Here is a 22,244-nt window from a genome sequence, read left to right on the forward strand (position 1 = left end):
TGAGGTCGAGGCGGAAGCCGAAGCTGAGCCGGAGCCGCGCCCGGTCAGCCGGGGCAAGCCTACCGAGGGCGGCGAACGCGTCCTGCGGGTTACCGCCGAGCGCTTGAACAGCCTGCTCGACCTGTCGAGCAAGGCGCTGGTGGAAACCCAGCGCTTCAAACCCTTTCTCGCCACCCTGCAGCGCCTCAAGCGCGTCCACGGGCAAAGCCTGCGCGCCCTCGACGGGCTCAAGGCGCAGATCGATGCCGGAGAGCAGGGCGCCGAGATTCTCGAAAGCCTCGCCCTGACCCAGCAACTCATGGGCGAAACCCAACAGATGCTGTTGCAGCAGGCCGCCGACTTCGATGAGTTGGGCTGGCAGGCCGGTCAGCGCGCGCAGTTGCTCTACGACACCGCGCTGGCGTGCCGCATGCGGCCGTTCGCCGATGTGCTGACCGGGCAGAGCCGGATGGTCCGCGACCTCGGTCGCTCATTGGGCAAGCAGGTGCGCCTGGAGATCGAGGGCGAAAAGACCCAGGTCGACCGCGACGTGCTGGAAAAACTCGAAGCGCCGCTGACCCACCTGCTGCGCAACGCCGTCGATCACGGCATCGAAATGCCCGAGCAGCGCCTGCTCGCCGGCAAGCCGATGGAAGGCACCATCCGCCTGCGCGCCTCGCACCAGGCCGGGTTGCTGATTCTCGAACTGAGCGACGACGGCGGCGGCGTGGACCTGCGCGGTTTGAGCCGCAGCATCGTCGAGCGCCAGCTCTCGCCGGCCGAAACCGTGGCGCAGATGAGCGAGGCGGAACTGCTGACCTTCCTGTTCCTGCCGGGCTTCAGCCTGCGCGACAAGGTTACCGAGGTGTCCGGCCGCGGCGTTGGCCTGGACGCGGTGCAACACATGGTCCGGCAGTTGCGCGGGCAGATCGAGATGACCCAGAGCAGCGGCCACGGCAGCCGCTTCCACCTGGAAGTGCCGCTGACCCTGTCGGTGGTGCGCAGCCTGGTGGTGGAGGTCAGCGGCGAAGCCTACGCTTTCCCGCTGGCCCATATCGAACGCACCCTGGAACTGCCGGCCGAAGCCATCGTGCAGCTCGAAGGCCGCCAGCAGTTCTGGCACGAAGGCCGGCATATCGGTCTGGTCTCGGCCAGCCAGTTGCTCAATCGCCCGGCGACCCCGGGTGACGGGCAGAGCATCAAGGTCGTGGTGATCCGCGAGCGCGAAACGCTGTATGGCGTGGCGGTGGAGCGGCTGATCGGCGAGCGGGTGTTGGTGGTGATGCCCCTCGACGCCCGCCTGGGCAAGATCCAGGACATCTCGGCCGGAGCGCTGCTGGACAACGGCTCGGTGGTGCTGATCGTCGACGTCGAGGACTTGCTGCGTTCGGTGGAAAAACTCCTCAGCACCGGCCGCCTGGAGCGCATCGAACGCGGTGGCGGCGGGGTACGTGAAGTGGCGCGCAAGCGCGTGCTGGTGGTGGACGACTCGCTGACCGTGCGCGAACTGCAACGCAAGCTGCTGAGCAACCGCGGCTACGAAGTGGCGGTGGCGGTGGACGGGATGGATGGCTGGAACGCGCTGCGCAGCGAGGACTTCGACCTGCTGATCACCGACATCGACATGCCGCGCATGGACGGCATCGAGCTGGTCACCCTGTTGCGCCGCGACAGTCGCCTTCAATCGTTGCCGGTGATGGTGGTGTCCTACAAAGACCGTGAAGAAGACCGGCGACGCGGCCTCGAGGCTGGCGCCGACTATTATCTGGCCAAGGCGAGTTTCCACGATGACGCCTTGCTCGATGCCGTGGTTGAACTGATCGGGGGTGCGCAGGGATGAAAATTGCCATCGTCAACGATATGCCCCTGGCCGTGGAGGCCCTGCGCCGCGCCCTGGCATACGAGCCGGCCCACGAGGTGATCTGGGTCGCCAGCGACGGCGCCGAGGCGGTGCGCCGCTGCGCCGAACAGACCCCGGACCTGCTGCTGATGGACCTGATCATGCCGCAGATGGACGGCGTCGAGGCGACCCGGCGGATCATGGCCGAAACGCCGTGTGCGATCGTGATCGTCACCGTCGATCGCCGGCAGAACGTGCACCGGGTGTTCGAGGCCATGGGCTACGGCGCGCTGGACGTCGTGGACACGCCGGCCCTCGGCGGCGGCGACCCCAAGGAAGCGGCGGCGCCGCTGTTGCGCAAGATCTTCAATATTTCCTGGCTGATCGGCCAGCAGCGCGCCAGCAGCGTGCGCCCCGTGTCGGCACCGTTGCGCCAGGCCGCGCAACGCCAGGGGCTGGTGGCCATCGGCTCGTCCGCGGGCGGGCCGGCGGCGCTGGAGGTGTTGCTCAAAGGCCTGCCCAAGGAGTTTCCGGCATCCATCGTGCTGGTTCAGCATGTCGATCAAGTGTTCGCCGCGGGCATGGCCGAATGGCTCAGCAGCGCTTCCGGCCAGACCGTTCGCCTGGCCCGCGAAGGCGAGCCGCCGCAGCCGGGCCAGGTGTTGTTGGCCGGCACCAACCACCATATTCGCCTGCTCGCCGATTGCACCCTGGCCTACACCGCCGAGCCGGTGAATGAAATCTACCGCCCCTCGATCAATGTGTTTTTCGAGAGCGTGGCGCGGTTCTGGCGCGGCGATGCGGTGGGCGTGCTGCTCACCGGCATGGGCCGCGATGGTGCGCAAGGGCTCAAGCTCATGCGTCAGCAGGGTTACCTGACCATCGCCCAGGACCAGCAGAGCAGTGCGGTGTACGGCATGCCCAAGGCGGCCGTCGCCATCGACGCGGCCGTGGAAGTGCGTCCGCTGGAGCGGATAGCCCCACGACTAATGGAAATTTTCCCGAAATGACGATATGTATTCAGCCACGCCGGCCCGCCGGCAGTGCCCAGGTGACAGCGCATGAATGATCTACCGATCGACGGCTTTGCAGCCTCTGACGAGAACTCGGCGATGGTCCTGCTGGTCGATGACCAGGCGATGATCGGCGAAGCCGTGCGCCGTGGCCTTGCCCAGCAAGAAAACATCGACTTCCATTTCTGTGCCGACCCGCACGAGGCGGTGGCCCAGGCCATCCGCATCAAGCCGACGGTGATTCTCCAGGACCTGATCATGCCGGGCCTGGACGGCCTGACCCTGGTGCGTGAATACCGCAGCAACCCGGCGACCCAGGACATCCCGATCATCGTCCTGTCGACCAAGGAAGACCCGCTGGTCAAGAGCGCGGCCTTTGCCGCCGGGGCCAACGACTATCTGGTCAAACTGCCGGACAACATCGAGCTGGTGGCGCGCATCCGCTATCACTCGCGCTCCTACCTGACCTTGCTGCAGCGCGACGAAGCCTACCGCGCGCTGCGGGTCAGCCAGCAGCAACTGCTCGACACCAACCTGGTGCTGCAGCGGCTGATGAACTCCGACGGCCTCACCGGGCTGTCCAACCGCCGCCATTTCGACGAATACCTCGAACTGGAATGGCGCCGGGCAATGCGCGAGCAGTCGCAACTGTCGCTGCTGATGGTCGATGTCGACTACTTCAAGTCGTTCAACGACACCTTCGGCCATCTCGCCGGCGACGAGGCCCTGCGCCAGGTCGCCGAAGCCATCCGTTCCTGCTGCGCCCGGCCCAGCGACCTGCCGGCGCGCTACGGCGGCGAGGAATTCGCCCTGGTGCTGCCCAACACCTCGCCGGGCGGTGCCCGGCTGGTGGCGGAAAAACTGCGCCAGACCGTTGAAGCCGCGCGCATCGCCCACATCATGCCCAAGCCGGATTCCTGGCTGACCGTCAGCATCGGCCTGGCGACCCAGACCCCGGCCGTCGGCAGCCACTGCCGGCAACTTATCTCGGCGGCGGACAACGCCCTCTACCAGGCCAAGAACAACGGCCGCAATCAGGTCGGCATCGGCTGATGGCGACCTGAACTGCAACCTGTCGCGTCGACGCGCGCGGCTTGCCGTGCGCGGCCTCTCGTGCGCTATACTCTCCGGCTTTTCACAGAATCCGCACGAGAGCCGCCCGCCCATGGAAATCAATCCGATCCTGAATACCATCAAGGACCTCACCGAGCGTTCCGAGTCTATTCGGGGGTATCTTTGACTACGATCACAAGCATGACCGCCTGATCGAAGTCAACCGCGAGCTCGAAGACCCGAACGTCTGGAACAAACCCGAGTACGCCCAGGAACTGGGCCGCGAGCGCGCCACCCTGGCACAGATCGTCGAGACCCTGGACGGCTTGTCCGGTGGTCTGGCCGATTGCCGCGACCTGCTGGACATGGCCGTCGAAGAAGACGATGAAGGCGCGGTCAACGACGTCGTCAGCGAGCTTGACCGCCTGCGCGAGTCGCTCGAGAAGCTCGAATTCCGCCGGATGTTCAGCGGCGAGATGGACATGAACAACGCCTACCTGGACATCCAGGCCGGTTCCGGCGGCACCGAGGCCCAGGACTGGGCCAACATCCTGCTGCGCATGTACCTGCGCTGGGCGTCCAAGCGTGGCTTCGACGCCACCATCATGGAATTGTCCGAGGGTGAAGTCGCCGGCATCAAGGGCGCTACCGTGCACATCAAGGGCGAATACGCCTTTGGCTGGCTGCGGACCGAGATCGGCGTGCACCGCCTGGTGCGCAAGAGCCCGTTCGACTCCGGCGCCCGTCGCCACACCTCGTTCTCGGCGGTGTTCGTTTCGCCCGAGATCGACGACAAGGTCGAAATCGAGATCAACCCGTCCGACCTGCGCATCGACACCTACCGCTCCTCCGGTGCCGGTGGTCAGCACGTAAACACCACCGACTCGGCCGTACGTATCACCCACGTACCGACCAACACCGTGGTGAGCTGCCAGAACGAACGCTCCCAGCACGCCAACAAGGACACCGCCATGAAAATGCTGCGGGCCCGGTTGTACGAGCAGGAAATCCAGCGCCGCAACGCCGCCTCCCAGGCACTGGAAGACACCAAGTCGGACATCGGCTGGGGTCACCAGATCCGCTCCTACGTTCTGGATGCTTCGCGGATCAAAGACCTGCGCACCAACATCGAGCGCAGCGACTGCGACAAGGTGCTCGACGGCGATATCGACGAATACCTGGAAGCGAGCCTCAAACAGGGGCTGTAACCGCGACACCCATGCGCGAGGCAATGCCCGTAGCCAGCGGGCTTGCCCGCGATCCCCGGTCCGCGACCTGGGACAACGAACCCTGATGGAAAAAGTGACGACATGAGCGATCTACAACTCGACCCGCAAGCCCAGCAACAGGAAGAAAACGCCCTGATCGCCCTGCGCAAGGAAAAGCTTGCCGCAGAACGCGCCAAGGGCCAGGCCTTCCCCAACGACTTCCGCCGCGACAGCTACTGCAACGACCTGCAGAAACAGTATGTCGACAAGACCAAGGAAGAGCTGGAAGCTGCAGCGATCCCGGTCAAGGTTGCCGGTCGCATCATGCTCAACCGTGGTTCGTTCATGGTGATCCAGGACATGACCGGGCGCATCCAGGTCTACGTCAACCGCAAGACCCTGCCGGAAGAAACCCTGGCTGCGGTCAAGACCTGGGACCTGGGCGACATCATCGCCGCCGAAGGCACCCTGGCCCGTTCCGGCAAGGGCGACCTGTACGTTGAAATGACCAACGTGCGCCTGCTGACCAAGTCGCTGCGTCCGCTGCCGGACAAGCACCACGGCCTGACCGACACCGAGCAGCGCTATCGCCAGCGCTACGTCGACCTGATCGTCAACGAGGAAACCCGCGAGACCTTCCGCGTGCGTTCCCTGGTCATCTCCCACATCCGCAGCTTCCTGGCCAAGCGCGACTTCCTCGAAGTCGAGACGCCGATGCTGCAGACCATTCCTGGCGGCGCTGCAGCCAAGCCGTTCGAAACCCACCACAACGCGCTGGACATGCCGATGTTCCTGCGTATCGCCCCGGAGCTGTACCTCAAGCGCCTGGTGGTCGGTGGTTTCGAGAAAGTGTTCGAGATCAACCGCAACTTCCGCAACGAAGGCGTTTCGACCCGGCACAACCCTGAATTCACCATGCTCGAGTTCTACCAGGCCTACGCCGACTACAACGACAACATGGACCTCACCGAGGAACTGTTCCGCGAGCTGGCACAGCTTGTTCTGGGCAGCACCGACGTGCCTTACGGCGAGAAAGTCTTCCACTTCGGCGAGCCGTTCGTGCGCCTGAGCGTGTTCGACTCGATCCTCAAGTACAACCCGGAACTCACCGAGGCTGACCTGCTGGACGTCGACAAGGCGCGAGCCATCGCCAAGAAAGCCGGCGCCAAGGTGCTCGGCCACGAAGGCCTGGGCAAGCTGCAGGTGATGATTTTCGAAGAGTTGGTGGAGAGCAAGCTGGAACAGCCGCACTTCATCACCGAATACCCGTTCGAAGTCTCGCCGCTGGCCCGTCGCAACGACAAGAACCCGAACGTCACTGACCGCTTCGAGCTGTTCATTGGTGGTCGCGAGATCGCCAACGCCTACTCCGAGCTCAACGACGCTGAAGACCAGGCCGAGCGCTTCATGGCCCAGGTGGCCGAGAAGGACGCCGGTGACGACGAAGCCATGCACTACGACGCCGACTTCGTCCGCGCCCTGGAGTACGGCATGCCGCCAACGGCGGGTGAAGGTATCGGTATCGACCGTCTGGTGATGCTGCTGACCAACTCGCCGTCGATCCGCGATGTGATCCTGTTCCCGCACATGCGTCCGCAGGCCTGATTTCGTCAGGTTTGATGGCCTCATCGCTGTCTTGTCGAGGCGCCGAGCCGCTTCGATGAGGCCCGCGAGAGCAACATGAATCAGCCGCCCTTGGCGGCTTTTTCATGCCTGTAAATCCCAGATTTCGAGGTAACCCGCCAGTGACTCTCCCCATGACACAACAAGGCGCTGCTGGCGTCGCCACCGCAGTGGCAGAAAGCGTGCAGTACCAAGGCCGCAAGGCCAGCCGGCAGGGCAGCGAACAGCGCCGCCAGCAGATTCTCGACGCGGCCATGCGCATTGTCGTGCGTGACGGCGTGCGTGGCGTGCGCCATCGCGCGGTGGCGGCGGAGGCGGGCGTGCCGCTGTCGGCCACCACTTACTACTTCAACGATATCCAGGACCTGCTCAGCGACACCTTCGCCCAGTACGTCGAACGCAGCGCCGCCTACATGGCCAAGCTGTGGGAGAACACCGAGGTGATCCTGCGCCAGTTGCTCGCCCAGGGCGATGGCAGCCCGGCCTCGCGGGCGCGGCTGGCCGACGAGGTGGCGAAGATGACCGCCGAGTACGTCCAGCGCCAATTGCACAACCGCCGCGACTTCCTCATGGCCGAGCAGGCGTTCCGCCAGGAAGCCCTGCTGTGCCCGCGTCTGGCCGAGTTGGTGAAGCTGCACGAGCAGATTCTGCTGCGTGGCGCCTGCCAGCTTTTGCAGGTCGTGGGCTCGCGCCAGCCGCAGCAAGACGCCATTGTGTTGACGGCAATAATCGAGCAGATGGAATATCAGGGCCTGCTCGATGCCGCAAAACCGCAGGCTGAAGGGCAGATGCTCGCTATTCTTGTCCGTTACCTGCATCTGGTGCTGGCGGCGGACTGAGCCGCGAGCCCCTCAAGGAGAACCCGATGAAAGCCTGGCGTGTGCTGCTGGCCCTGTCTTTCCTGCTGTTGAACGGCTGTCTGGTGACATTCAACGAGCCGATCCCGGCCAACGAGCCGGCACCCAAGGCCCTGTTGGGCAAGTGGACCAGCAAGGATGCCTGGGGCGAACCCCTGACCCTGCTGATCAGCCGCTCCGGTGGCAACGCCTACAAGGCGGTGGCCACGGCCAAGAGCAAGCCGCGTCAGGAATACGCGTTCACCGTGTCGCGCCATGGCAACCGCTGGTATCTCTCGGCGGGCGTGCCGAAGGCCATGGGCGGGAATTTCCTGATCGGCGGCTTCGAAGTGATCGATAACAAGGAACTGGTGGTCTACAACCTCGATGTCGAGCAGGTCAACCAGGCCCTGGAAAAGAAAGAACTCAGCGGCCGCACCATCGAAGTGCCGGAAGACAACGGCGACGGCGTGTTGATCGACAGCCCGGTGGCACGCGTCCTGGCCTACCTGGATGACCCGGCCAACTCCGACCTGTTCGTCGAAGTGGCCCGTTTCCAGCGTGCCGGCAAATAATTGAAACGAGGAGTGGGGCGTGGACGAGTACCAGCAGACGATACGGACCCTGTCTGATCGCATTGTTCAGGCGCAGACGCCGATTCGCGTGCTCGATGCGGTGAAGTGGGACGACAACATCCGCCAGGGCTTTCTCAAGGCCAAGGGCAAGGAGCCACCGGCGGTGGACCGCGCCTATTACCAGAACCGGCCCTTGTCGTTCGACTCCGGCGCGCTGAAGCTGGAATTCCAGAACATCGAGCGCGACATCACCCGCCGCCTGGGTCAGTTCAACCCGGTCGGGCAGATCATGCGACGCATGTGCAAGGAGTACCGCATGGTGGTGCGCATGCTCGAAGCACGCGGCACCGAAGACTTCGGGCTGATCTCCCAGGAGCTCTACGGTGCGGCCTCCGACGCCTTCCACGCCGGCGACCCGACCCTCGCCGACCTCGGCCTGATGCTCTCGGACTACCTGAACAACATCGACGGCCGGGGCGACCTCAAGGACGAACCGAAGAACCTCTGCGCCAAGGAAGCGGTGCAAATCCTCCAGCAGCGCCTGAACAAGGTGTTCGGCGAGGCCGAGGGCACCATCCGGGTGTTCGAGTCGGACGGCATCGTCGCCGACGCGGCGGCGGGCGCCGACTACATCAAGATCCGCGCCGACGCCATGTTCAACAGCCGCGACGTCCGCGCGCTGGAGGTCCACGAGGGGCTGGTGCACGTCGGCACCACCCTCAACGGCCTGAACCAGCCGATCTGCACCTTCCTCGCCAAGGGCCCGCCCTCGTCGACGGTTACCCAGGAAGGCCTGGCGATCCTCATGGAGGTCATCGCTTTCGCGTCCTACCCGAGCCGCCTGCGCAAGCTGACCAACCGCACCCGCGCCATCCACATGGTCGAGGAGGGCGCCGATTTCCTGCAGGTCTACGAATTCTTCCGCGCCCAGGGTTTCGAGATGGCGGAAAGCTACGGCAATGCCAGCCGGGTGTTCCGCGGCTCGGTGCCCAATGGCCTGCCGTTCACCAAAGACTTGTCCTACCTCAAGGGCTTCATCATGGTTTACAACTACATTCAGTTGGCCGTGCGCAAGGGCAAACTCGAACAGATACCACTGCTGTTCTGCGGCAAGACCACCCTGGAAGACATGCGAACCCTGCGCCAACTGGTGGACGAAGGCCTGGTGGAACCGCCCAAGTACCTGCCGGAGCAGTTCCGCGACCTTAACGCGCTGTCGGCCTGGATGTGTTTCTCCAACTTCCTCAACCACCTGAGCCTGGACCGGATTGAAGCCGACTACTCGAACATTCTCTGAGCGCTGGCGCGGGCTGTTCGCCCTGGGCCTGATGCTGCTCGGCCTGTCCGGGTGCAGCTCGCTGCTGTTCTATCCCGAGCCCGGCCAGCCGTTCACGCCGGAGAAAGCCAAGCTGGCCTGGCGCGACGTCAGCCTGACCGCCGAGGACGGCACTCGCCTGCACGGTTGGTGGCTGCCGGCCAAGGACGGCGTGGAGGTCAAAGGCACCGTGCTGCACCTGCACGGCAACGGCGGCAACCTGGCCTGGCATCTGGGCGGCAGCTACTGGTTGCCGGAGCAGGGCTATCAGGTGCTGATGATCGATTACCGCGGTTACGGACTGTCCGAAGGCAAACCCGGTCTGCCCGAGGTCTACCAGGACATCGGCGCCGCCCTCGACTGGCTGCAAAAGGCCCCGGAAGTCCAGGACAAACCGCTGGTGCTGCTGGGGCAAAGCCTCGGCGGGGCCATGGCGATCCACTACCTGGCGCAGCACCCTGACCAGGCGCAGCGCTTCAAGGCACTGGTGTTCGACGGTGTTCCGGCGAGTTATCGCGCGGTGGGGCGCTTCGCCCTGAGTACATCGTGGATGACCTGGCCGCTGCAGGTGCCGCTGTCATGGATGGTGCCTGATGGCGACAGCGCTATCCGTTCCATCGGCCTGCTGAAAACCCCGCCGAAACTGTTCTTCCACAGCATCGATGACAACCTGGTGCCCATGGACAACGGCATCCGCCTGTACCAGGCCGCGCCGCCGCCGCGGGTATTGCAGTTGGTACGCGGTGCCCATGTGCAGACCTTCGCCGACCCGACCTGGCGCCAGGTGATGCTGCGTTTCCTGGACGATCCCGAACATTTCAACGGCCTGCGTCGCCTGGCCGAAGTCCCCAATTATCCTGACGAGAAGTCGCAATGAGTGAAGAACGCAACGCCGTCCCCCTGATCATTACCGGAGTCTGCAGCATCGTCGGTACCGTGTGCGCCCTGTGGTACTACGGTTACCTGCATTTCGCCAAACCGGAGGATGCCCTGCTGTTGTCGGAATTCACCATGCTCAAGACGGTGCCGGGCGAGGACTACAAAATCGCCCTGACCCCCGCGCCGCAAATGGCGCAGTGCATCGATGGCGTGCTGGTGCTGTTCGACATGCAGCAGAAAGGCCTGACCGGCGTGCTGGTGGACAACAAGAAGCAGGCGGTGCGCTGCATGGGGCAGGAGACGCCGCAGCAGACGGAGTGATTGCAAAAAAGCCATTGCGGGCTGCCGGCTCCACAAGCGCTGTGGAATCCGGCTTGCCGGCGATGGCTTTTATACCGTCAATGGGTGATGCGAGCTGCCGCAGCCCCGTAGACCTGGTTTCTCTCTCGCTTGCCAACGGCAATCACCAACACGACCAGCCGGTCTTCGAGGACTTGATAAACCAACCGATATCCGATGCTTTGCAGCTTGATCTTGTAGCAATCCGGCATTCCCGCAAGCTTGTCGGCTTCGACCCGAGGCCAGGCCAGGCGGGATTTCAGTTTTTTCGCCAATTGCAGCCGGATCGAAGCGTCCAGTTGGTCGAATTCCTTTCTGGCCTTCAGGTTGAACTCCAGCCAATAGTCAGTTGCCGGATCCTTCGGCGTCCGCGATGAGCTCATCGATATCTACCCTGACGGCAGGCTCCCCACGCCGTTGCCTGACCAGTTCCGCCAGTTGCGCATCATCGATCAGTTCCATCATCGCTTCGTAGCGATCTGGCGGCACCGCATAGAACGCGGGCTCATTTCTGTTGAGGATGACAACGGTTTCGCCGTTGGCTTCGCGCAGGGTACCCATGGGGTCTTTTTTAAGGTCGGTGACCGATGCGGCTACATCGGCCAGGACCGCGAATGTCATTGCCATGGCAACATTTCCTGATGGGGTGCGCTGTCGGGAGGTGCCTCGTTTCAGGTAGGCCATGGCTGATATCGAACACCAGCGGCTTTGCCGGAAGCGAAGTAACGCGATGGTAGTTCTTTTTGTGGTGCTTTTAAAGGTGCTTTAAGTGGTGTTTTTAATGTGGCAGAGCAAAAAAATCCCGCCAATCTGGCGGGATTTTTCATTTCAGCCTGACGCTTATTGCGCGCTGCTCACGCTACGCGGTGCCACTGGCTGGTTGTCGTTGGAGATGGTCACCTCCACGCGACGGTTTTGCGCACGGCCCGAGTTGCTGCTGTTATCGGCAACCGGGTATTCCTTGCCATAGCCCTGGGCAACGATACGGGCCGGGTCGACACCGGCACGGACCAGCGCCATGCGCACGGAGTTGGCGCGACGCTCGGACAGGCCCTGGTTGTAGTTGGCGCTACCGGTGCTGTCGGTGTAGCCCTCGACGATCACCTTGCGGTCAGGGTTTTCCTGGAGGAACTGCGCCAGCTTGGTGATGTTCGGGAAGGCGCTGCTTTTCAGCTCGGCCTTGTTGTAGTCGAACAGCACGTCGCCGAAGGTCACCAGGGTGCCGCGTTCGGTCTGCTTGGCGTTGAGACTTTCCTGCAACTTCTTGATTTGCGCGTCACGGGCGTCCAGGCGGGCCTGGGCGCGCTGGGCGGCGGCGTTTTTCAGGTTGGCCTCGGCAGTGCGCAGGGCGATGGTTTGCTTGGCCACTTCGACGCGCTGGTTGGTCAGGTAGGCGAGCTGGTCGACCTTCTTGTTGTCTTCCTTGTCCATGTAGGCCTTGTCGGCCTTGTTCAGCCAGTCCTGGGCGTCCTTGGTTTCAAGGGCTGCGACCTTGCTCGACTGCGGATCGCTCTGCAGCGCGGAGAAGTTGGTGCGGGCTGACTCCAGATTCGGGTTCGGCTGGTGGGCGCAGGCGACCAGGCCGATGCTCATGGCCAGGAGGGCGGGGATCATCACGTGGTTACGCATAGTGTTCATCCTTTAATCAATTCGAAGTGCACGGGGCAATGGCGCGCTTACTGCGGCTGGGTGGGCTCGGCGGCGCGCATACCTTCTTCGCGCAGTTCCTGAACGCCCTGACGGGAGTCCTGCAGGGCTTTCTGGGCTTTCATGGCCTGGGCCTTGCGCTCTGCGACGCGGGCATCCCATTCCGCCTGTTCGGCCAGCAGCTTCGCTTCGTCATACTTCTTGTCGTGCATGGCGATTTCGGCTTGCTTGAACTTGTCCTGGGCGGCCTTCATTTCCACGGCGGCGTACTCGGTACCACCGGCGCTGACGGCGGAATTGACCGCCGACTGGGTCACGGCGTACTGCTCGGTGGGTGGCTTGCCAGCACAACCGGCCAATACCAGGCTACTGCCCAGGGCCAGCGCGGCCAGCTTGATCCCGCGCAGTTGGAACGGGGTTTTCTCGATGCGGGTCTTCATGGTGGTCAACTCCATTGGATCACTCCTGATGAACGACGAGTTCCGTAACAGTCCATCGACTTGGCTCCTTCACCCAGAGCTGACGGAGCTCGCAGTGAAGGGTTTTTTGCCGTAGTGGCTATGGGCTGTGACTGGACCGTTTTTTCAAAAGTTCAGAAAAAGTACCGCTTGTTAGGCGATTTTTTCTGACTAATCGGTCAGTGGGGTTTCGCGGGAACTTTGCCGGTGTGGCGGGGTATTGCGGGGATTTGGAAGCCATGTGCGCCGCCTCGCGCGCAGGCGCGAGGCGGCACAAAGGTGCAGGAAAGAAGGCTGGCAATCAGTGCTTCGAGGTGTCCTCGCCACTGCTCAGCGTCCGCAGATGCCGACGCGACAGTGCAAGAAAGCGCGGCGTCGCACCGACGTCCTCATACAGCGGATCACCTTCCTCATCGGTGGCGATCACCTGCTTCCCCTGAATGTAGGGAAAGCTCGCTTCCAGCTCTTCCAGGGCGGCACCGAGCAGTTCGCCGAGCAGTTCCTCGGGGCGGCGCTTGGGGTACATCTCGGCCAGGGCCGCCAGTCGCGCCGCAGCCTCGACGTCCAGGTACAGCGTGTGACCAGTGGGGCTCAGGCGTCCTTTTGCGTTCTGTTCCCAGTACTGGGCGAGTTCGCGAATTTTCATGATGTCCTCTGTGTAAGCCAATGGGCCTGGTTAAAGCGTAGCCACTTGGCCGAAGGCTGCGCCTTGAAAGCACGACCGGTACTGGGGCACTCTGCTGGCAACGCGGTTTTTCCAGGTGTGGAGAAGGTTGATGACCGATATCGATGTGCGCTTGCGTGAAGATGTTCATCTGTTGGGCGAATTGCTGGGGGACACTGTGCGCGAACAGCACGGCGAGGCCTTCCTGCAGAAGATCGAGGCGATCCGCCACAGTGCCAAGGCCGATCGCAGTGGCGGCGAGGAGCAACTGAGTTCGACCCTCGCGGACCTCGCGGACGACGAACTGTTGCCGGTCGCCAGGGCCTTCAACCAGTTTCTTAACCTCGCCAACATCGCCGAGCAGTACCAACTGATTCGCCGGCGCGACGAAGACCAGCCCGAGCCCTTCGAGGCGACGGTGCTGCCCGAACTGCTGGCCCGGCTCAAGGCTGCGGGTCACAGCGACGATGCCCTGGCCCGTCAGCTCGGCAAGCTCAATATCGAGCTGGTATTGACCGCCCACCCCACCGAAGTGGCCCGCCGTACCCTGATTCAGAAATACGACGCCATCGCCGCGCAATTGTCGGCCCAGGACCACCGCGACCTGACCGCCGCCGAGCGTGAGCAGGTGCGTGAGCGCCTGCAACGACTGATCGCCGAAGCCTGGCACACCGAGGAAATTCGCCGCACCCGGCCAACCCCGGTGGACGAGGCCAAGTGGGGCTTCGCGGTGATCGAACACTCCCTCTGGCACGCCATCCCCAGTCATATGCGCAAGGCCGACAAGGCCCTGCACGACGCCACCGGGCTGCGCTTGCCACTGGAATCGGCGCCGATCCGCTTCGCTTCGTGGATGGGCGGCGACCGTGATGGCAACCCCAATGTCACCGCCAGCGTGACCCGCGAAGTGCTGCTGCTGGCGCGCTGGATGGCGGCGGATCTGTTCCTGCGTGACGTCCACTCGCTGGCCGCCGAGCTGTCGATGCAACAAGCCAGCCCGGCTTTGCGGGCCAAGGTCGGCGAATGCGCCGAGCCGTACCGCGCGGTGCTCAAGCCACTGCGCGAGCGCCTGCGGGAAACCCGAGCGTGGGCCCAGTCGGCACTGAGCGCGCCGCAGATTCCGGGGCCCTTGGTGCTGCAGGACAACCGCGAGCTGTTCGAGCCGCTGCACCTGTGTTTCGAGTCGCTGCACGAATGCGGCATGGGCGTGATCGCCGATGGTCCGCTGCTGGATTGCCTGCGCCGTGCGGTCACCTTCGGCCTGTTCCTGGTGCGCCTCGATGTGCGCCAGGACTCCAGCCGTCATGCCGCCGCGCTTAGCGAGATCACCGACTACCTGGGCCTCGGTCGCTACGCCGACTGGAACGAAGAGGCGCGCATTGACTTCCTCCAGCGCGAACTGAGCAGCCGCCGGCCGCTACTGCCGGCGCATTTCAAGCCGCAGGCGGACACCGCCGAGGTGCTCGCCACCTGCCGCGAGATCGCCAACGCCCCGGCGGCCTCGCTGGGTTCCTACGTCATTTCCATGGCCGGCGCCGCCTCCGATGTGTTGGCGGTGCAGTTGTTGCTCAAGGAAGCCGGCCTGCTGCGGCCGATGCGCGTGGTGCCGCTGTTCGAAACCCTGGCTGACCTCGACAACGCCGGTCCGGTGATGGAGCGTCTGCTTGGTCTTCCGGGCTACCGCGCCGGGCTGCACGGCCCGCAGGAAGTGATGATCGGCTACTCCGATTCGGCCAAGGATGCCGGCACCACGGCGGCGGCCTGGGCGCAGTACCGGGCCCAGGAAACCCTGGTGCGAATCTGCCGCGAGCAGGAAGTGGAATTGCTGTTGTTCCACGGCCGTGGTGGCACCGTTGGCCGTGGCGGCGGCCCGGCGCACGCGGCGATCCTGTCGCAGCCACCGGGGTCGGTAGCCGGGCGCTTCCGTACCACCGAGCAGGGCGAGATGATCCGTTTCAAGTTCGGCCTGCCGGATATCGCCGAACAGAACCTCAACCTCTACCTGGCCGCGGTGCTTGAAGCCACCTTGCTGCCACCGCCGCCGCCGCAGCCAGCGTGGCGCGAGGTGATGGACCAACTGGCCGCCGACGGGGTCAAGACGTACCGCGGCGTCGTGCGAGAAAACCCCGATTTCGTCGAGTACTTCCGCCAGTCCACCCCGGAGCAGGAACTGGGTCGCCTGCCGCTGGGCAGTCGCCCGGCCAAGCGCCGTGCCGGGGGAATCGAAAGCCTGCGGGCGATTCCGTGGATCTTCGGCTGGACCCAGACCCGCCTGATGCTCCCCGCCTGGCTTGGCTGGGAAGCGGCGCTGAACAATGCCCTGGCGCGTGGCCAAGGGCCGTTGTTGCAGCAGATGCGCGAGGAGTGGCCATTCTTCCGCACGCGCATCGATATGCTGGAGATGGTCCTGGCCAAGGCCGACGCTGATATCGCCCGCTCCTACGACGAACGTCTGGTGCAACCGGAACTGCGACCTTTAGGTGCACATTTGCGCGACCTATTGTCGCAGGCGTGCCAGGTAGTACTGGGGCTGACCGGCCAGCCGGTGCTACTGGCGCACAGCCCGGCGACCCTGGAGTTCATCCGTCTGCGCAATACCTACCTCGATCCGCTGCACCTGCTCCAGGCCGAACTGCTGGCGCGCTCGCGGGAGCGCGAAGCCGCTCTGGACAGCCCGTTGGAGCAGGCCCTGCTGGTGACAGTGGCGGGCATCGCGGCCGGTTTGCGCAACACCGGTTGAGTGTCAGGCGAGCTATTGAAGGGTGTCGGATGACGCCCTTCAGTAGGTAGGAATAAGGTGTAAGAAGCGTCGGTTGCGACGGGCGCAACCCGTGTAGACCGAGGCTTCTTGTCGCAGGTTTTTCCGACTTTCGACCGCTTGTATGGTCCGGGTGCGCTGTGTATCTTGGACAGCCTTTTGACCGATTTGCGGTCATCGCCCGATTTCCTGCGATTCGCCAATCACGCGAATCCATTGATTTGCTTATAAAAAATGAGGAGCACGAGATGCGCGTAATTCTGCTGGGAGCTCCCGGAGCCGGTAAAGGTACTCAGGCAAAGTTCATCACCGAAAAGTTCGGTATTCCGCAGATTTCCACCGGCGACATGCTGCGTGCCGCGGTCAAGGCCGGTACCCCGCTGGGTCTGGAAGCCAAGGCGATCATGGACGCTGGCAAGCTGGTATCCGACGAACTGATCATCAACCTGGTCAAGGACCGCATCGCCCAGCCTGACTGCGTGAACGGTTTCCTGTTCGACGGCTTCCCGCGCACCATTCCTCAGGCTGAAGCCCTGGTGACTGCTGGCGTCGAGCTGGATGCCGTGATCGAGATCGCCGTCGAAGACGAAGAGATCGTTCAGCGCATCGCCGGCCGCCGTGTTCACGAAGGTTCCGGTCGCGTCTACCACATCGTCTACAACCCGCCGAAGGTTGAAGGCAAGGACGACGAAACCGGCGAGCCGCTGGTTCAGCGTAAAGACGACACCGAAGAAACCGTACGTCACCGTCTGTCCGTGTACCACGACCAGACCAAGCCGCTGGTGGACTTCTACCAGAAGCTGGCTGCCAGCAACGGCAAGCCGAAGTACAGCCACATCGAAGGCGTTGGCTCGGTAGAAGCCATCACCGCCAAGGTACTGGCAGCCCTGAGCTGATCCCGTCCCGATGTTTCGCCAACGGCCCGCTTGCGGGCCGTTGTTCGTTTATAATGCCGCTCTTTTTTCTCTCGCCTGGAACCCCCGATGACCACCTTGCTGGCCCTGGATACCGCCACTGAAGCCTGCTCTGTCGCCTTGCTGCACGACGGCAAGATCACGAGCCACTACGAGGTGATTCCGCGCCTGCATGCGCAAAAGCTGCTGCCGATGATCCAGACCCTGCTGGCCGAAGCCGGCGTCGCCTTGTCGGCGGTGGATGCCATCGCCTTTGGCCGTGGCCCGGGCGCCTTCACCGGCGTGCGGATCGCCATCGGCGTGGTGCAGGGCCTGGCGTTCGCCCTGGAGCGTCCGGTGTTGCCTGTGTCGAATCTGGCGGTGCTGGCCCAGCGCGCGCTGCGCGAGCATGGCGCGACCCGCGTTGCCTCGGCCATCGATGCCCGAATGGACGAAGTCTATTGGGGCTGCTATGAGGAACAGGCAGGGGAAATGCGTTTGCAAGGGCTCGAAGCGGTGTTGCCGCCCGAGCAGGTCGCATTGCCCCAAGGGGCGGGCGGCCAGTGGTTTGGCGCCGGTACGGGCTGGGGTTACAGTGAGCGTCTGGCGGTCAAGGTCGAGGGTCAGGATGCGAGCATGCTGCCCCACGCGCTGGACTTGCTGACCCTGGCGCAATTCGCCTGGCAGCGTGGCGAAAGCGTGTCCGCTGACCAAGCGCAGCCGGTGTACCTGCGGGACAAGGTGGCGACGCCAAAAGGCGCCTGATCGCCTCCGGTCGGTTATCGCCAAACGCCGTAAACCTTTTTAGTGATATGTGGTCCAGTTATCAGTCGGGCATTTGCGCAGGAGCTCTGGTGCCGCTAAATTGCCATCATTGTCCCTGAGTATATCGTCATGCGTATCGACGGCTTTTCCTCACAGTCTTATCCGCTCAAGCGCCCCCAGCGCAAAGGGCCGGTGCGTGTGGAAGAGTCGGAGGAAGAGGATCTTCCCGGCGAATTCGAAGTCCAGGCGCAGCCCGCCAGCACCGGCAATGCCAACCGCAGTGCCGGCCTGCCGGCCCGCCCGCAGGACATGATCTTCCCCCGCGCCCGCAACCGCCGCACCAAGCATGCTTTGACCAGTTACATGACCACCGCTGGTTTCGTCGATTGGGAGATGGAAGTACTGGGGCTGGATCTGTACATTTGAGCGGATGAGCCTGTCATCCCTGCCTTATTTTCTCGGTTGTCCATCCTGGAGCGAAAACGCCTGGCGCGACTACCTGTATCCCGCCGATGCCAAGAGCACTGATTTCCTCGCGTTGTACTGCCAGGTCTTCAATGCCGTCGAAGGCAACACCACCTTCTATGCCCGTCCCGCGCCCGCGACTATCCAGCGCTGGGCCCAGGTCATGCCCGAACACTTCCGTTTCACCGCCAAGTTTCCCGGCGACATCAGCCACAGCGGCGATCTGCACGGGCAACTCGACGCTGCGCGGGCCTTTGTCGAACTGCTCAGGCCGCTGGGCGCGCGGGTAGCGCCGTACTGGCTGCAACTGCCGGCGACCTTCAGCCCTGCTCGACTCGGCGAACTGGTGCACTTCATCGACGAGATCGACGTGCCGATTGCCGTGGAAGTGCGCAACAACGCCTTTTTCGCCAAGGGTGAGGACGAGCGCCTGCTCAATCGCCTGCTGCTGGACCGCGGGATCGAGCGCATCTGCCTGGACCCCCGCGCGCTGTTCAGTTGCACCTCGCAGGAGCCCAGCGTGCTCCACGCGCAATCGAAGAAGCCGCGGGTGCCGCCACGTCCGACCGCCTTCAGCCAGCATCCGCAGGTGCGTTTCATTGGCCATCCTGAACTGGAGGCCAACGAAAGCTTCCTCCTGCAATGGCTGGACAAGGTCGCTGCCTGGATCGAAGAAGGGCGCAGCCCCTACGTGTTTCTGCATACCGCTGACAACCGCCTGGCCGCAGCGCTGGCGCAACGTTTCCATTGCGGCCTGATGGAGCGCCTGCCCGGTCTGCCGGCTTTGCCTGAACCCGACCGGGGGCCGCAGGTCGAACAACTTGGCCTGCTGTGATTTCCTGTCGTCTGCCTGGGAGTTCCGACCATGGATGTGCAAACCCTGCGTGCTGAAGCGTTCAAAGCCCTGCATGAGCGCCCCGGCGCTTTCGTGATTCCCAATCCCTGGGATGCGGGCTCGGCAAAAATGCTCGCCAGCCTGGGCTTCGAGGCCCTGGCCACCACCAGCGCGGGACTGGCGTTCTCCCTGGGCCGGCCAGACGCCGAAGGCGCGCTCAGCCGTGAACAGACCCTGGATAACGCCCTGTCCATCGTCGATGCCACCGCCTTGCCGGTGGCGGCGGACCTGGAAAACGGTTTCAGTGACGAACCTTCCGGCTGCGCCGAGACCATCCTGCAAGCGGCGCGTATCGGCCTGGTCGGCGGCTCCATCGAAGACGCGACCGGCCGCGAAGACGAGCCGATCTACAGCTTCCACCGCGCGGTGGAGCGGGTGGAGGCCGCCGTGGCCGCTGCCCGCAGTCTGGACTTCCCCTTCATGCTCTGCGCCCGTGCGGAAAACCTCCTGAACGGCCGCCAGGACCTGGACGACACCATCGCCCGCCTGCAAGCCTTTGCCGAAGCCGGCGCCGACGTGCTCTACGCGCCCGGCCTGCGCAGCGCCGAAGACATTCGCCGGGTGGTGCAGGCGGTCGCGCCGAAACCGGTGAACCTGCTGATGGGCCTGAGCGGGATGACCCTGACCTTCGATGATGTGCAGGCGCTGGGCGTGAAGCGCATCAGCGTTGGTTCGTCGCTGGCCCGCGCCGCCTACGGTGCGTTCTTCGACGCGGCGAAGCGCATTCGCGGCGACGGATGTTTCGACTATGCCGAGCAGGCGCTGCCGTTCGATCAGTTGAACCAGATGTTTCGGCGCTGACCGCCGTGCGCTACGGCGGGCTGGTGCTGCTCGCGGTGCTGGCCGCCGCGGCGCTGTACGGCTGGCAAAAGGGCTGGCGCCTGCCGGATGAGTGGAACCCGTGGGCGCCGCTGAACGTGCGTTCGCCGCCGAACCTGCTGACCTCGTGGAAGCTTGGGCGCCTGCGCGATGATCCCCGGCGCTGTGCCGAGACACTGGCCACCTCCGGCCTGCGCTACACCGCGCAGGCCGACAGCCCCGCGAGTGCGACCTGCCCGCTGAGCAATGTGGTGCGGGTCCAGGACGCGTCGGTGCGATTGAGCAGCAGCTTTCTCGCCACGTGCCCGGTGGCGGTGGCCTTCGCCCTGTTCGAGCGCCACGGCCTGCAACCAGCGGCGCAACGGGTCTTCGGTCAACCGGTGGTGCAGGTGGATCACCTGGGCAGCTTTGCCTGCCGCAATATCTACAACCGCGCCGAAGGCCGGCGTAGCCAACACGCCAGCGCCAACGCTTTGGATATCGCCGGCTTTCGCCTGAAAGACGGCCAGCGCATCGAGCTGCAAAAGGACTGGAACGGGGAGGGGCCCAAGGCGCAGTTCCTGCGTCAGGTCCGCGAGGGTGCCTGCGAGAGTTTCAATACGGTGTTGGGGCCAGACTACAATGCGGCCCATCACAACCACTTTCACCTGGATATGGGCGGCTGGCAGATCTGCCGTTAGGCGGCGATGCGCACGTTGTTCAGCACCACCGGGCGCGCCCATTGCAGGTCGAATTCCAGATCGTGCTGCTGCATGGCCAGGGTGATTTCGTCGAACGGTTCCGGGGCCGGGTCCAGCAGGTTGCGTTCGAGTTCGGCGATCGGCAGGTGCAGCGGGTACGACGACGGCGCCGGGCCTGGCTCCGGGTGCGGATGCCCTTGATGCATGACGACCGGGCGCACCCAACTGCTGGTGGTGTCCAGTTGGCGCTGTTGTTCGATCAGTTCGGCGGCGCTGAAGGGCGGGGCGGGCTTGTCCAGCAGGTCCAGCTCGAACTCGGCGATCGGCAGGAACAGCGGCTCCGGCGGGGTGATTTCGGTGTCTTGCACGTTGCACAGGCGCTGGCTGTGGATCTGCGCCAGGGTCTGGCTGCCGGTGATGGGTTCGCCAGTTTCGACATTCACTTCCTCGACCGGCAGCGGCGCCTGCACCACACCTTCTTCCTGCTGCGCGGCCAGGGCGCGGGCGAAGAAGTCCGACCACAGGTGGCTGACGCCGCCGAGGGTCTGGGTGTTGTGCCGGGCATAGTCACCAACGGGTGAAATGTAGCCGGAAGGAAGTTGAACAATCTCTGACATGGTCGTCGAAGAGCTCTGGCAAAATAGCGCGTACTTTTTTTATCGGCAGTCGTCGCCGATCTTTAACTTTTTTTCAGCAGGAAGGTGAGCGTGGAGCATCGGTTGGAAGGCGGGATCCGGGTCGAGGCTCTGGCTGCGGACTATCAGGCGCGGGCCGAGCAGTGGGCGGCGCGGCTGGGCTTGCCGCTGCTGGATGACGACGCCGCGTTCGCCGTGCAGGTCGGGCCTGACGGGTTGCAGATCCAGCAACTCGGTCCGCAGGCGCCGGGGCCAGTGCGGGTGGACTTCGTCGAGGGCGCCGCGGCGCATCGACGGGTTTATGGTGGCGGTAGTGGACAGATGATCGCCAAGGCGGTGGGTATCGCCCAAGGCGTGCGGCCGCAGGTGCTGGATGCCACGGCGGGGCTGGGCAAGGACGCGTTCGTGCTCGCTAGCCTCGGCTGCCAGATGCAGTTGATCGAGCGTCAGCCGCTGGTGGCAGCGTTGCTGGAAGATGGCCTGGCCCGCGCCGCAGGGGATGCCGAAGTGGGTGCGATCGTTGCCCGGATGAACCTGCTGCACGGCAACGCCATCGAGCGCATGCGTGACTGGCAGGGCGAGGCGCCGCAGGTGATCTACCTCGACCCGATGTTCCCGCATCGCGACAAGAGCGCCCTGGTAAAAAAGGAAATGCGCGTATTCCGCCCGCTGGTGGGCGATGACCTCGACGCCCCCGCGCTGCTCGAAGCGGCCCTGGCGCTGGCGACTCACCGGGTGGTAGTCAAGCGCCCGCGCAAGGCGCCGATCATCGACGGGCCGAAGCCGAGCCATAGCCTGGAGGGCAAATCCAGCCGCTATGACATTTATCCGAAGAAGGCGCTGAAGCCTTAGCGTTTTCGAGGGCCTTACCGTGTGGGAGCCGGTCTTGCCGGCGATGAGGCCCT

General features: G+C 64.0%; 24 protein-coding genes. 18 read left to right on the plus strand and 6 right to left on the minus strand.

The features are described 5' to 3' along the window. The 10 genes from NTD88_RS21935 to NTD88_RS21980 form a co-directional block, all read left to right on the plus strand. Nucleotides 1-1,819: hybrid sensor histidine kinase/response regulator (locus NTD88_RS21935; RefSeq protein ID WP_262191762.1), on the plus strand; the 1,819-nt coding region annotated here is incomplete at its 5' end. Next, nucleotides 1,816-2,829, plus strand: a complete 1,014-nt coding sequence (locus NTD88_RS21940; RefSeq protein WP_262130324.1) for a chemotaxis response regulator protein-glutamate methylesterase — start codon at nucleotides 1,816-1,818, stop codon at nucleotides 2,827-2,829. The genes NTD88_RS21935 and NTD88_RS21940, both read left to right, overlap by 4 nt. Nucleotides 2,830-2,880: 51 nt before the next feature. Further along, nucleotides 2,881-3,885 carry a PleD family two-component system response regulator gene (locus tag NTD88_RS21945; protein ID WP_095154139.1) on the plus strand — a complete coding sequence of 335 codons (1,005 nt, stop codon included), beginning with the start codon at nucleotides 2,881-2,883 and terminating at the stop codon, nucleotides 3,883-3,885. Between the two features lie 112 nt (nucleotides 3,886-3,997). Next, nucleotides 3,998-5,093 (plus strand): peptide chain release factor 2 gene (gene prfB, locus NTD88_RS21950; RefSeq protein WP_143501873.1). Its coding sequence is split into 2 segments (ribosomal slippage): nucleotides 3,998-4,069 and nucleotides 4,071-5,093, totalling 1,095 coding nucleotides; the frame shifts between segments, so codons are not numbered across the junction. A 102-nt stretch (nucleotides 5,094-5,195) separates the two neighbouring features. Beyond that, nucleotides 5,196-6,698, plus strand: a complete 1,503-nt coding sequence (gene lysS / locus NTD88_RS21955) for a lysine--tRNA ligase (RefSeq protein ID WP_095154138.1) — start codon at nucleotides 5,196-5,198, stop codon at nucleotides 6,696-6,698. Nucleotides 6,699-6,850: 152 nt separating this feature from the next. Continuing rightward, a complete protein-coding gene (locus tag NTD88_RS21960) occupies nucleotides 6,851-7,555 on the plus strand; it encodes a TetR/AcrR family transcriptional regulator (RefSeq protein WP_095154137.1) in 705 nt (234 codons plus the stop codon). A 26-nt stretch (nucleotides 7,556-7,581) separates the two neighbouring features. Beyond that, entirely contained in the window at nucleotides 7,582-8,127 is a 546-nt protein-coding gene (locus tag NTD88_RS21965; RefSeq protein WP_095154136.1) for a hypothetical protein, read from the plus strand. A gap of 19 nt (nucleotides 8,128-8,146) precedes the next feature. Continuing rightward, the gene (locus tag NTD88_RS21970; RefSeq protein WP_262155190.1) at nucleotides 8,147-9,424 is read left to right on the plus strand and encodes a flavohemoglobin expression-modulating QEGLA motif protein; all 1,278 of its coding nucleotides are present in this window, start codon (nucleotides 8,147-8,149) and stop codon (nucleotides 9,422-9,424) included. Continuing rightward, nucleotides 9,396-10,319, plus strand: coding sequence for an alpha/beta hydrolase (locus NTD88_RS21975; protein ID WP_262155191.1), 924 nt, complete (start codon nucleotides 9,396-9,398; stop codon nucleotides 10,317-10,319). Before NTD88_RS21970 ends, NTD88_RS21975 begins: the two co-directional genes overlap by 29 nt. After that, nucleotides 10,316-10,642, plus strand: coding sequence for a hypothetical protein (locus tag NTD88_RS21980; RefSeq protein WP_095154133.1), 327 nt, complete (start codon nucleotides 10,316-10,318; stop codon nucleotides 10,640-10,642). Before NTD88_RS21975 ends, NTD88_RS21980 begins: the two co-directional genes overlap by 4 nt. A 77-nt stretch (nucleotides 10,643-10,719) precedes the next feature. Here the strand turns inward: NTD88_RS21980 and NTD88_RS21985 are convergent, their stop codons facing one another. The 5 genes from NTD88_RS21985 to NTD88_RS22005 all read right to left on the minus strand — a co-directional run bounded on the left by NTD88_RS21985 (nucleotide 10,720) and on the right by NTD88_RS22005 (nucleotide 13,411). Further along, a complete protein-coding gene (locus tag NTD88_RS21985) occupies nucleotides 10,720-11,043 on the minus strand; it encodes a type II toxin-antitoxin system RelE family toxin (RefSeq protein WP_262155192.1) in 324 nt (107 codons plus the stop codon). Continuing rightward, the gene (locus NTD88_RS21990; RefSeq protein WP_095154355.1) at nucleotides 11,006-11,281 is read right to left on the minus strand and encodes a type II toxin-antitoxin system Phd/YefM family antitoxin; all 276 of its coding nucleotides are present in this window, start codon (nucleotides 11,279-11,281) and stop codon (nucleotides 11,006-11,008) included. The genes NTD88_RS21985 and NTD88_RS21990 overlap by 38 nt, the downstream gene beginning before the upstream one ends. 219 nt (nucleotides 11,282-11,500) lie before the next feature. Continuing rightward, nucleotides 11,501-12,289, minus strand: coding sequence for an OmpA family protein (locus NTD88_RS21995; protein ID WP_262130313.1), 789 nt, complete (start codon nucleotides 12,287-12,289; stop codon nucleotides 11,501-11,503). A gap of 47 nt (nucleotides 12,290-12,336) precedes the next feature. Continuing rightward, complete coding sequence (locus NTD88_RS22000) at nucleotides 12,337-12,762, minus strand: DUF4398 domain-containing protein (protein WP_095154130.1); 426 nt, start codon at nucleotides 12,760-12,762, stop codon at nucleotides 12,337-12,339. A gap of 304 nt (nucleotides 12,763-13,066) precedes the next feature. Then, complete coding sequence (locus tag NTD88_RS22005) at nucleotides 13,067-13,411, minus strand: pilin assembly protein (RefSeq protein ID WP_095154129.1); 345 nt, start codon at nucleotides 13,409-13,411, stop codon at nucleotides 13,067-13,069. A gap of 130 nt (nucleotides 13,412-13,541) precedes the next feature. Here NTD88_RS22005 and ppc point away from each other — a divergent pair, with 130 nt between their 5' ends. The 7 genes from ppc (at nucleotide 13,542) to NTD88_RS22040 (ending at nucleotide 20,704) form a co-directional block, all read left to right on the plus strand. Beyond that, nucleotides 13,542-16,169 (plus strand): phosphoenolpyruvate carboxylase, encoded by a 2,628-nt coding sequence (gene ppc / locus NTD88_RS22010; protein ID WP_262155193.1) that lies wholly within the window; start codon nucleotides 13,542-13,544, stop codon nucleotides 16,167-16,169. A 266-nt stretch (nucleotides 16,170-16,435) separates the two neighbouring features. Beyond that, nucleotides 16,436-17,083, plus strand: a complete 648-nt coding sequence (gene adk, locus NTD88_RS22015; protein WP_095154127.1) for an adenylate kinase — start codon at nucleotides 16,436-16,438, stop codon at nucleotides 17,081-17,083. An 87-nt stretch (nucleotides 17,084-17,170) separates the two neighbouring features. Further along, nucleotides 17,171-17,845 (plus strand): tRNA (adenosine(37)-N6)-threonylcarbamoyltransferase complex dimerization subunit type 1 TsaB, encoded by a 675-nt coding sequence (gene tsaB / locus NTD88_RS22020; protein ID WP_095154126.1) that lies wholly within the window; start codon nucleotides 17,171-17,173, stop codon nucleotides 17,843-17,845. 129 nt (nucleotides 17,846-17,974) lie between these two features. Beyond that, nucleotides 17,975-18,271 (plus strand): hypothetical protein, encoded by a 297-nt coding sequence (locus NTD88_RS22025; protein ID WP_095154125.1) that lies wholly within the window; start codon nucleotides 17,975-17,977, stop codon nucleotides 18,269-18,271. Between the two features lie 4 nt (nucleotides 18,272-18,275). Continuing rightward, complete coding sequence (locus NTD88_RS22030; RefSeq protein WP_262155194.1) at nucleotides 18,276-19,145, plus strand: DUF72 domain-containing protein; 870 nt, start codon at nucleotides 18,276-18,278, stop codon at nucleotides 19,143-19,145. A gap of 30 nt (nucleotides 19,146-19,175) precedes the next feature. Beyond that, a complete protein-coding gene (locus tag NTD88_RS22035; protein WP_262155195.1) occupies nucleotides 19,176-20,006 on the plus strand; it encodes an oxaloacetate decarboxylase in 831 nt (276 codons plus the stop codon). Nucleotides 20,007-20,011: 5 nt separating this feature from the next. Continuing rightward, the gene (locus NTD88_RS22040; RefSeq protein ID WP_262155196.1) at nucleotides 20,012-20,704 is read left to right on the plus strand and encodes an extensin family protein; all 693 of its coding nucleotides are present in this window, start codon (nucleotides 20,012-20,014) and stop codon (nucleotides 20,702-20,704) included. On the opposite strand, the gene NTD88_RS22045 is transcribed toward NTD88_RS22040, so the two are convergent. Then, nucleotides 20,701-21,321: an energy transducer TonB gene (locus NTD88_RS22045; RefSeq protein WP_262155197.1), complete on the minus strand. Its 621-nt coding sequence runs from the start codon at nucleotides 21,319-21,321 to the stop codon at nucleotides 20,701-20,703. The genes NTD88_RS22040 and NTD88_RS22045 overlap by 4 nt on opposite strands. Nucleotides 21,322-21,411: 90 nt before the next feature. On the opposite strand from NTD88_RS22045, the gene NTD88_RS22050 reads away from it, so the two are divergent. Beyond that, on the plus strand, nucleotides 21,412-22,191 hold the full coding sequence (locus tag NTD88_RS22050; protein ID WP_262155198.1) for a class I SAM-dependent methyltransferase: 780 nt from the start codon (nucleotides 21,412-21,414) through the stop codon (nucleotides 22,189-22,191). The last annotated feature ends 53 nt before the right edge of the window (nucleotides 22,192-22,244 follow it).

Origin of the sequence: Pseudomonas sp. 20P_3.2_Bac5 (genome assembly GCF_025466035.1) — a bacterium.
Taxonomy (GTDB): domain Bacteria; phylum Pseudomonadota; class Gammaproteobacteria; order Pseudomonadales; family Pseudomonadaceae; genus Aquipseudomonas.

Excerpts from the sequence above, each read along its gene's own strand:
- NTD88_RS21965 (WP_095154136.1), top strand. The coding sequence starts at position 7,582 with ATGAAAGCCTGGCGTGTGCTGCTGGCCCTGTCTTTCCTGCTGTTGAAC.
- tsaB (WP_095154126.1), top strand. The coding sequence starts at position 17,171 with ATGACCACCTTGCTGGCCCTGGATACCGCCACTGAAGCCTGCTCTGTC.
- NTD88_RS22030 (WP_262155194.1), top strand. The coding sequence starts at position 18,276 with ATGAGCCTGTCATCCCTGCCTTATTTTCTCGGTTGTCCATCCTGGAGC.
- NTD88_RS22035 (WP_262155195.1), top strand. The coding sequence starts at position 19,176 with ATGGATGTGCAAACCCTGCGTGCTGAAGCGTTCAAAGCCCTGCATGAG.
- lysS (WP_095154138.1), top strand. The coding sequence starts at position 5,196 with ATGAGCGATCTACAACTCGACCCGCAAGCCCAGCAACAGGAAGAAAAC.
- NTD88_RS21940 (WP_262130324.1), top strand. The coding sequence starts at position 1,816 with ATGAAAATTGCCATCGTCAACGATATGCCCCTGGCCGTGGAGGCCCTG.
- NTD88_RS21995 (WP_262130313.1), bottom strand. The coding sequence starts at position 12,289 with ATGCGTAACCACGTGATGATCCCCGCCCTCCTGGCCATGAGCATCGGC.
- NTD88_RS21980 (WP_095154133.1), top strand. The coding sequence starts at position 10,316 with ATGAGTGAAGAACGCAACGCCGTCCCCCTGATCATTACCGGAGTCTGC.
- NTD88_RS22045 (WP_262155197.1), bottom strand. The coding sequence starts at position 21,321 with ATGTCAGAGATTGTTCAACTTCCTTCCGGCTACATTTCACCCGTTGGT.
- NTD88_RS22005 (WP_095154129.1), bottom strand. The coding sequence starts at position 13,411 with ATGAAAATTCGCGAACTCGCCCAGTACTGGGAACAGAACGCAAAAGGA.
- NTD88_RS21985 (WP_262155192.1), bottom strand. The coding sequence starts at position 11,043 with ATGAGCTCATCGCGGACGCCGAAGGATCCGGCAACTGACTATTGGCTG.
- NTD88_RS22000 (WP_095154130.1), bottom strand. The coding sequence starts at position 12,762 with ATGGAGTTGACCACCATGAAGACCCGCATCGAGAAAACCCCGTTCCAA.
- adk (WP_095154127.1), top strand. The coding sequence starts at position 16,436 with ATGCGCGTAATTCTGCTGGGAGCTCCCGGAGCCGGTAAAGGTACTCAG.
- NTD88_RS21990 (WP_095154355.1), bottom strand. The coding sequence starts at position 11,281 with ATGACATTCGCGGTCCTGGCCGATGTAGCCGCATCGGTCACCGACCTT.
- NTD88_RS22025 (WP_095154125.1), top strand. The coding sequence starts at position 17,975 with ATGCGTATCGACGGCTTTTCCTCACAGTCTTATCCGCTCAAGCGCCCC.
- ppc (WP_262155193.1), top strand. The coding sequence starts at position 13,542 with ATGACCGATATCGATGTGCGCTTGCGTGAAGATGTTCATCTGTTGGGC.
- NTD88_RS21960 (WP_095154137.1), top strand. The coding sequence starts at position 6,851 with ATGACACAACAAGGCGCTGCTGGCGTCGCCACCGCAGTGGCAGAAAGC.
- NTD88_RS21945 (WP_095154139.1), top strand. The coding sequence starts at position 2,881 with ATGAATGATCTACCGATCGACGGCTTTGCAGCCTCTGACGAGAACTCG.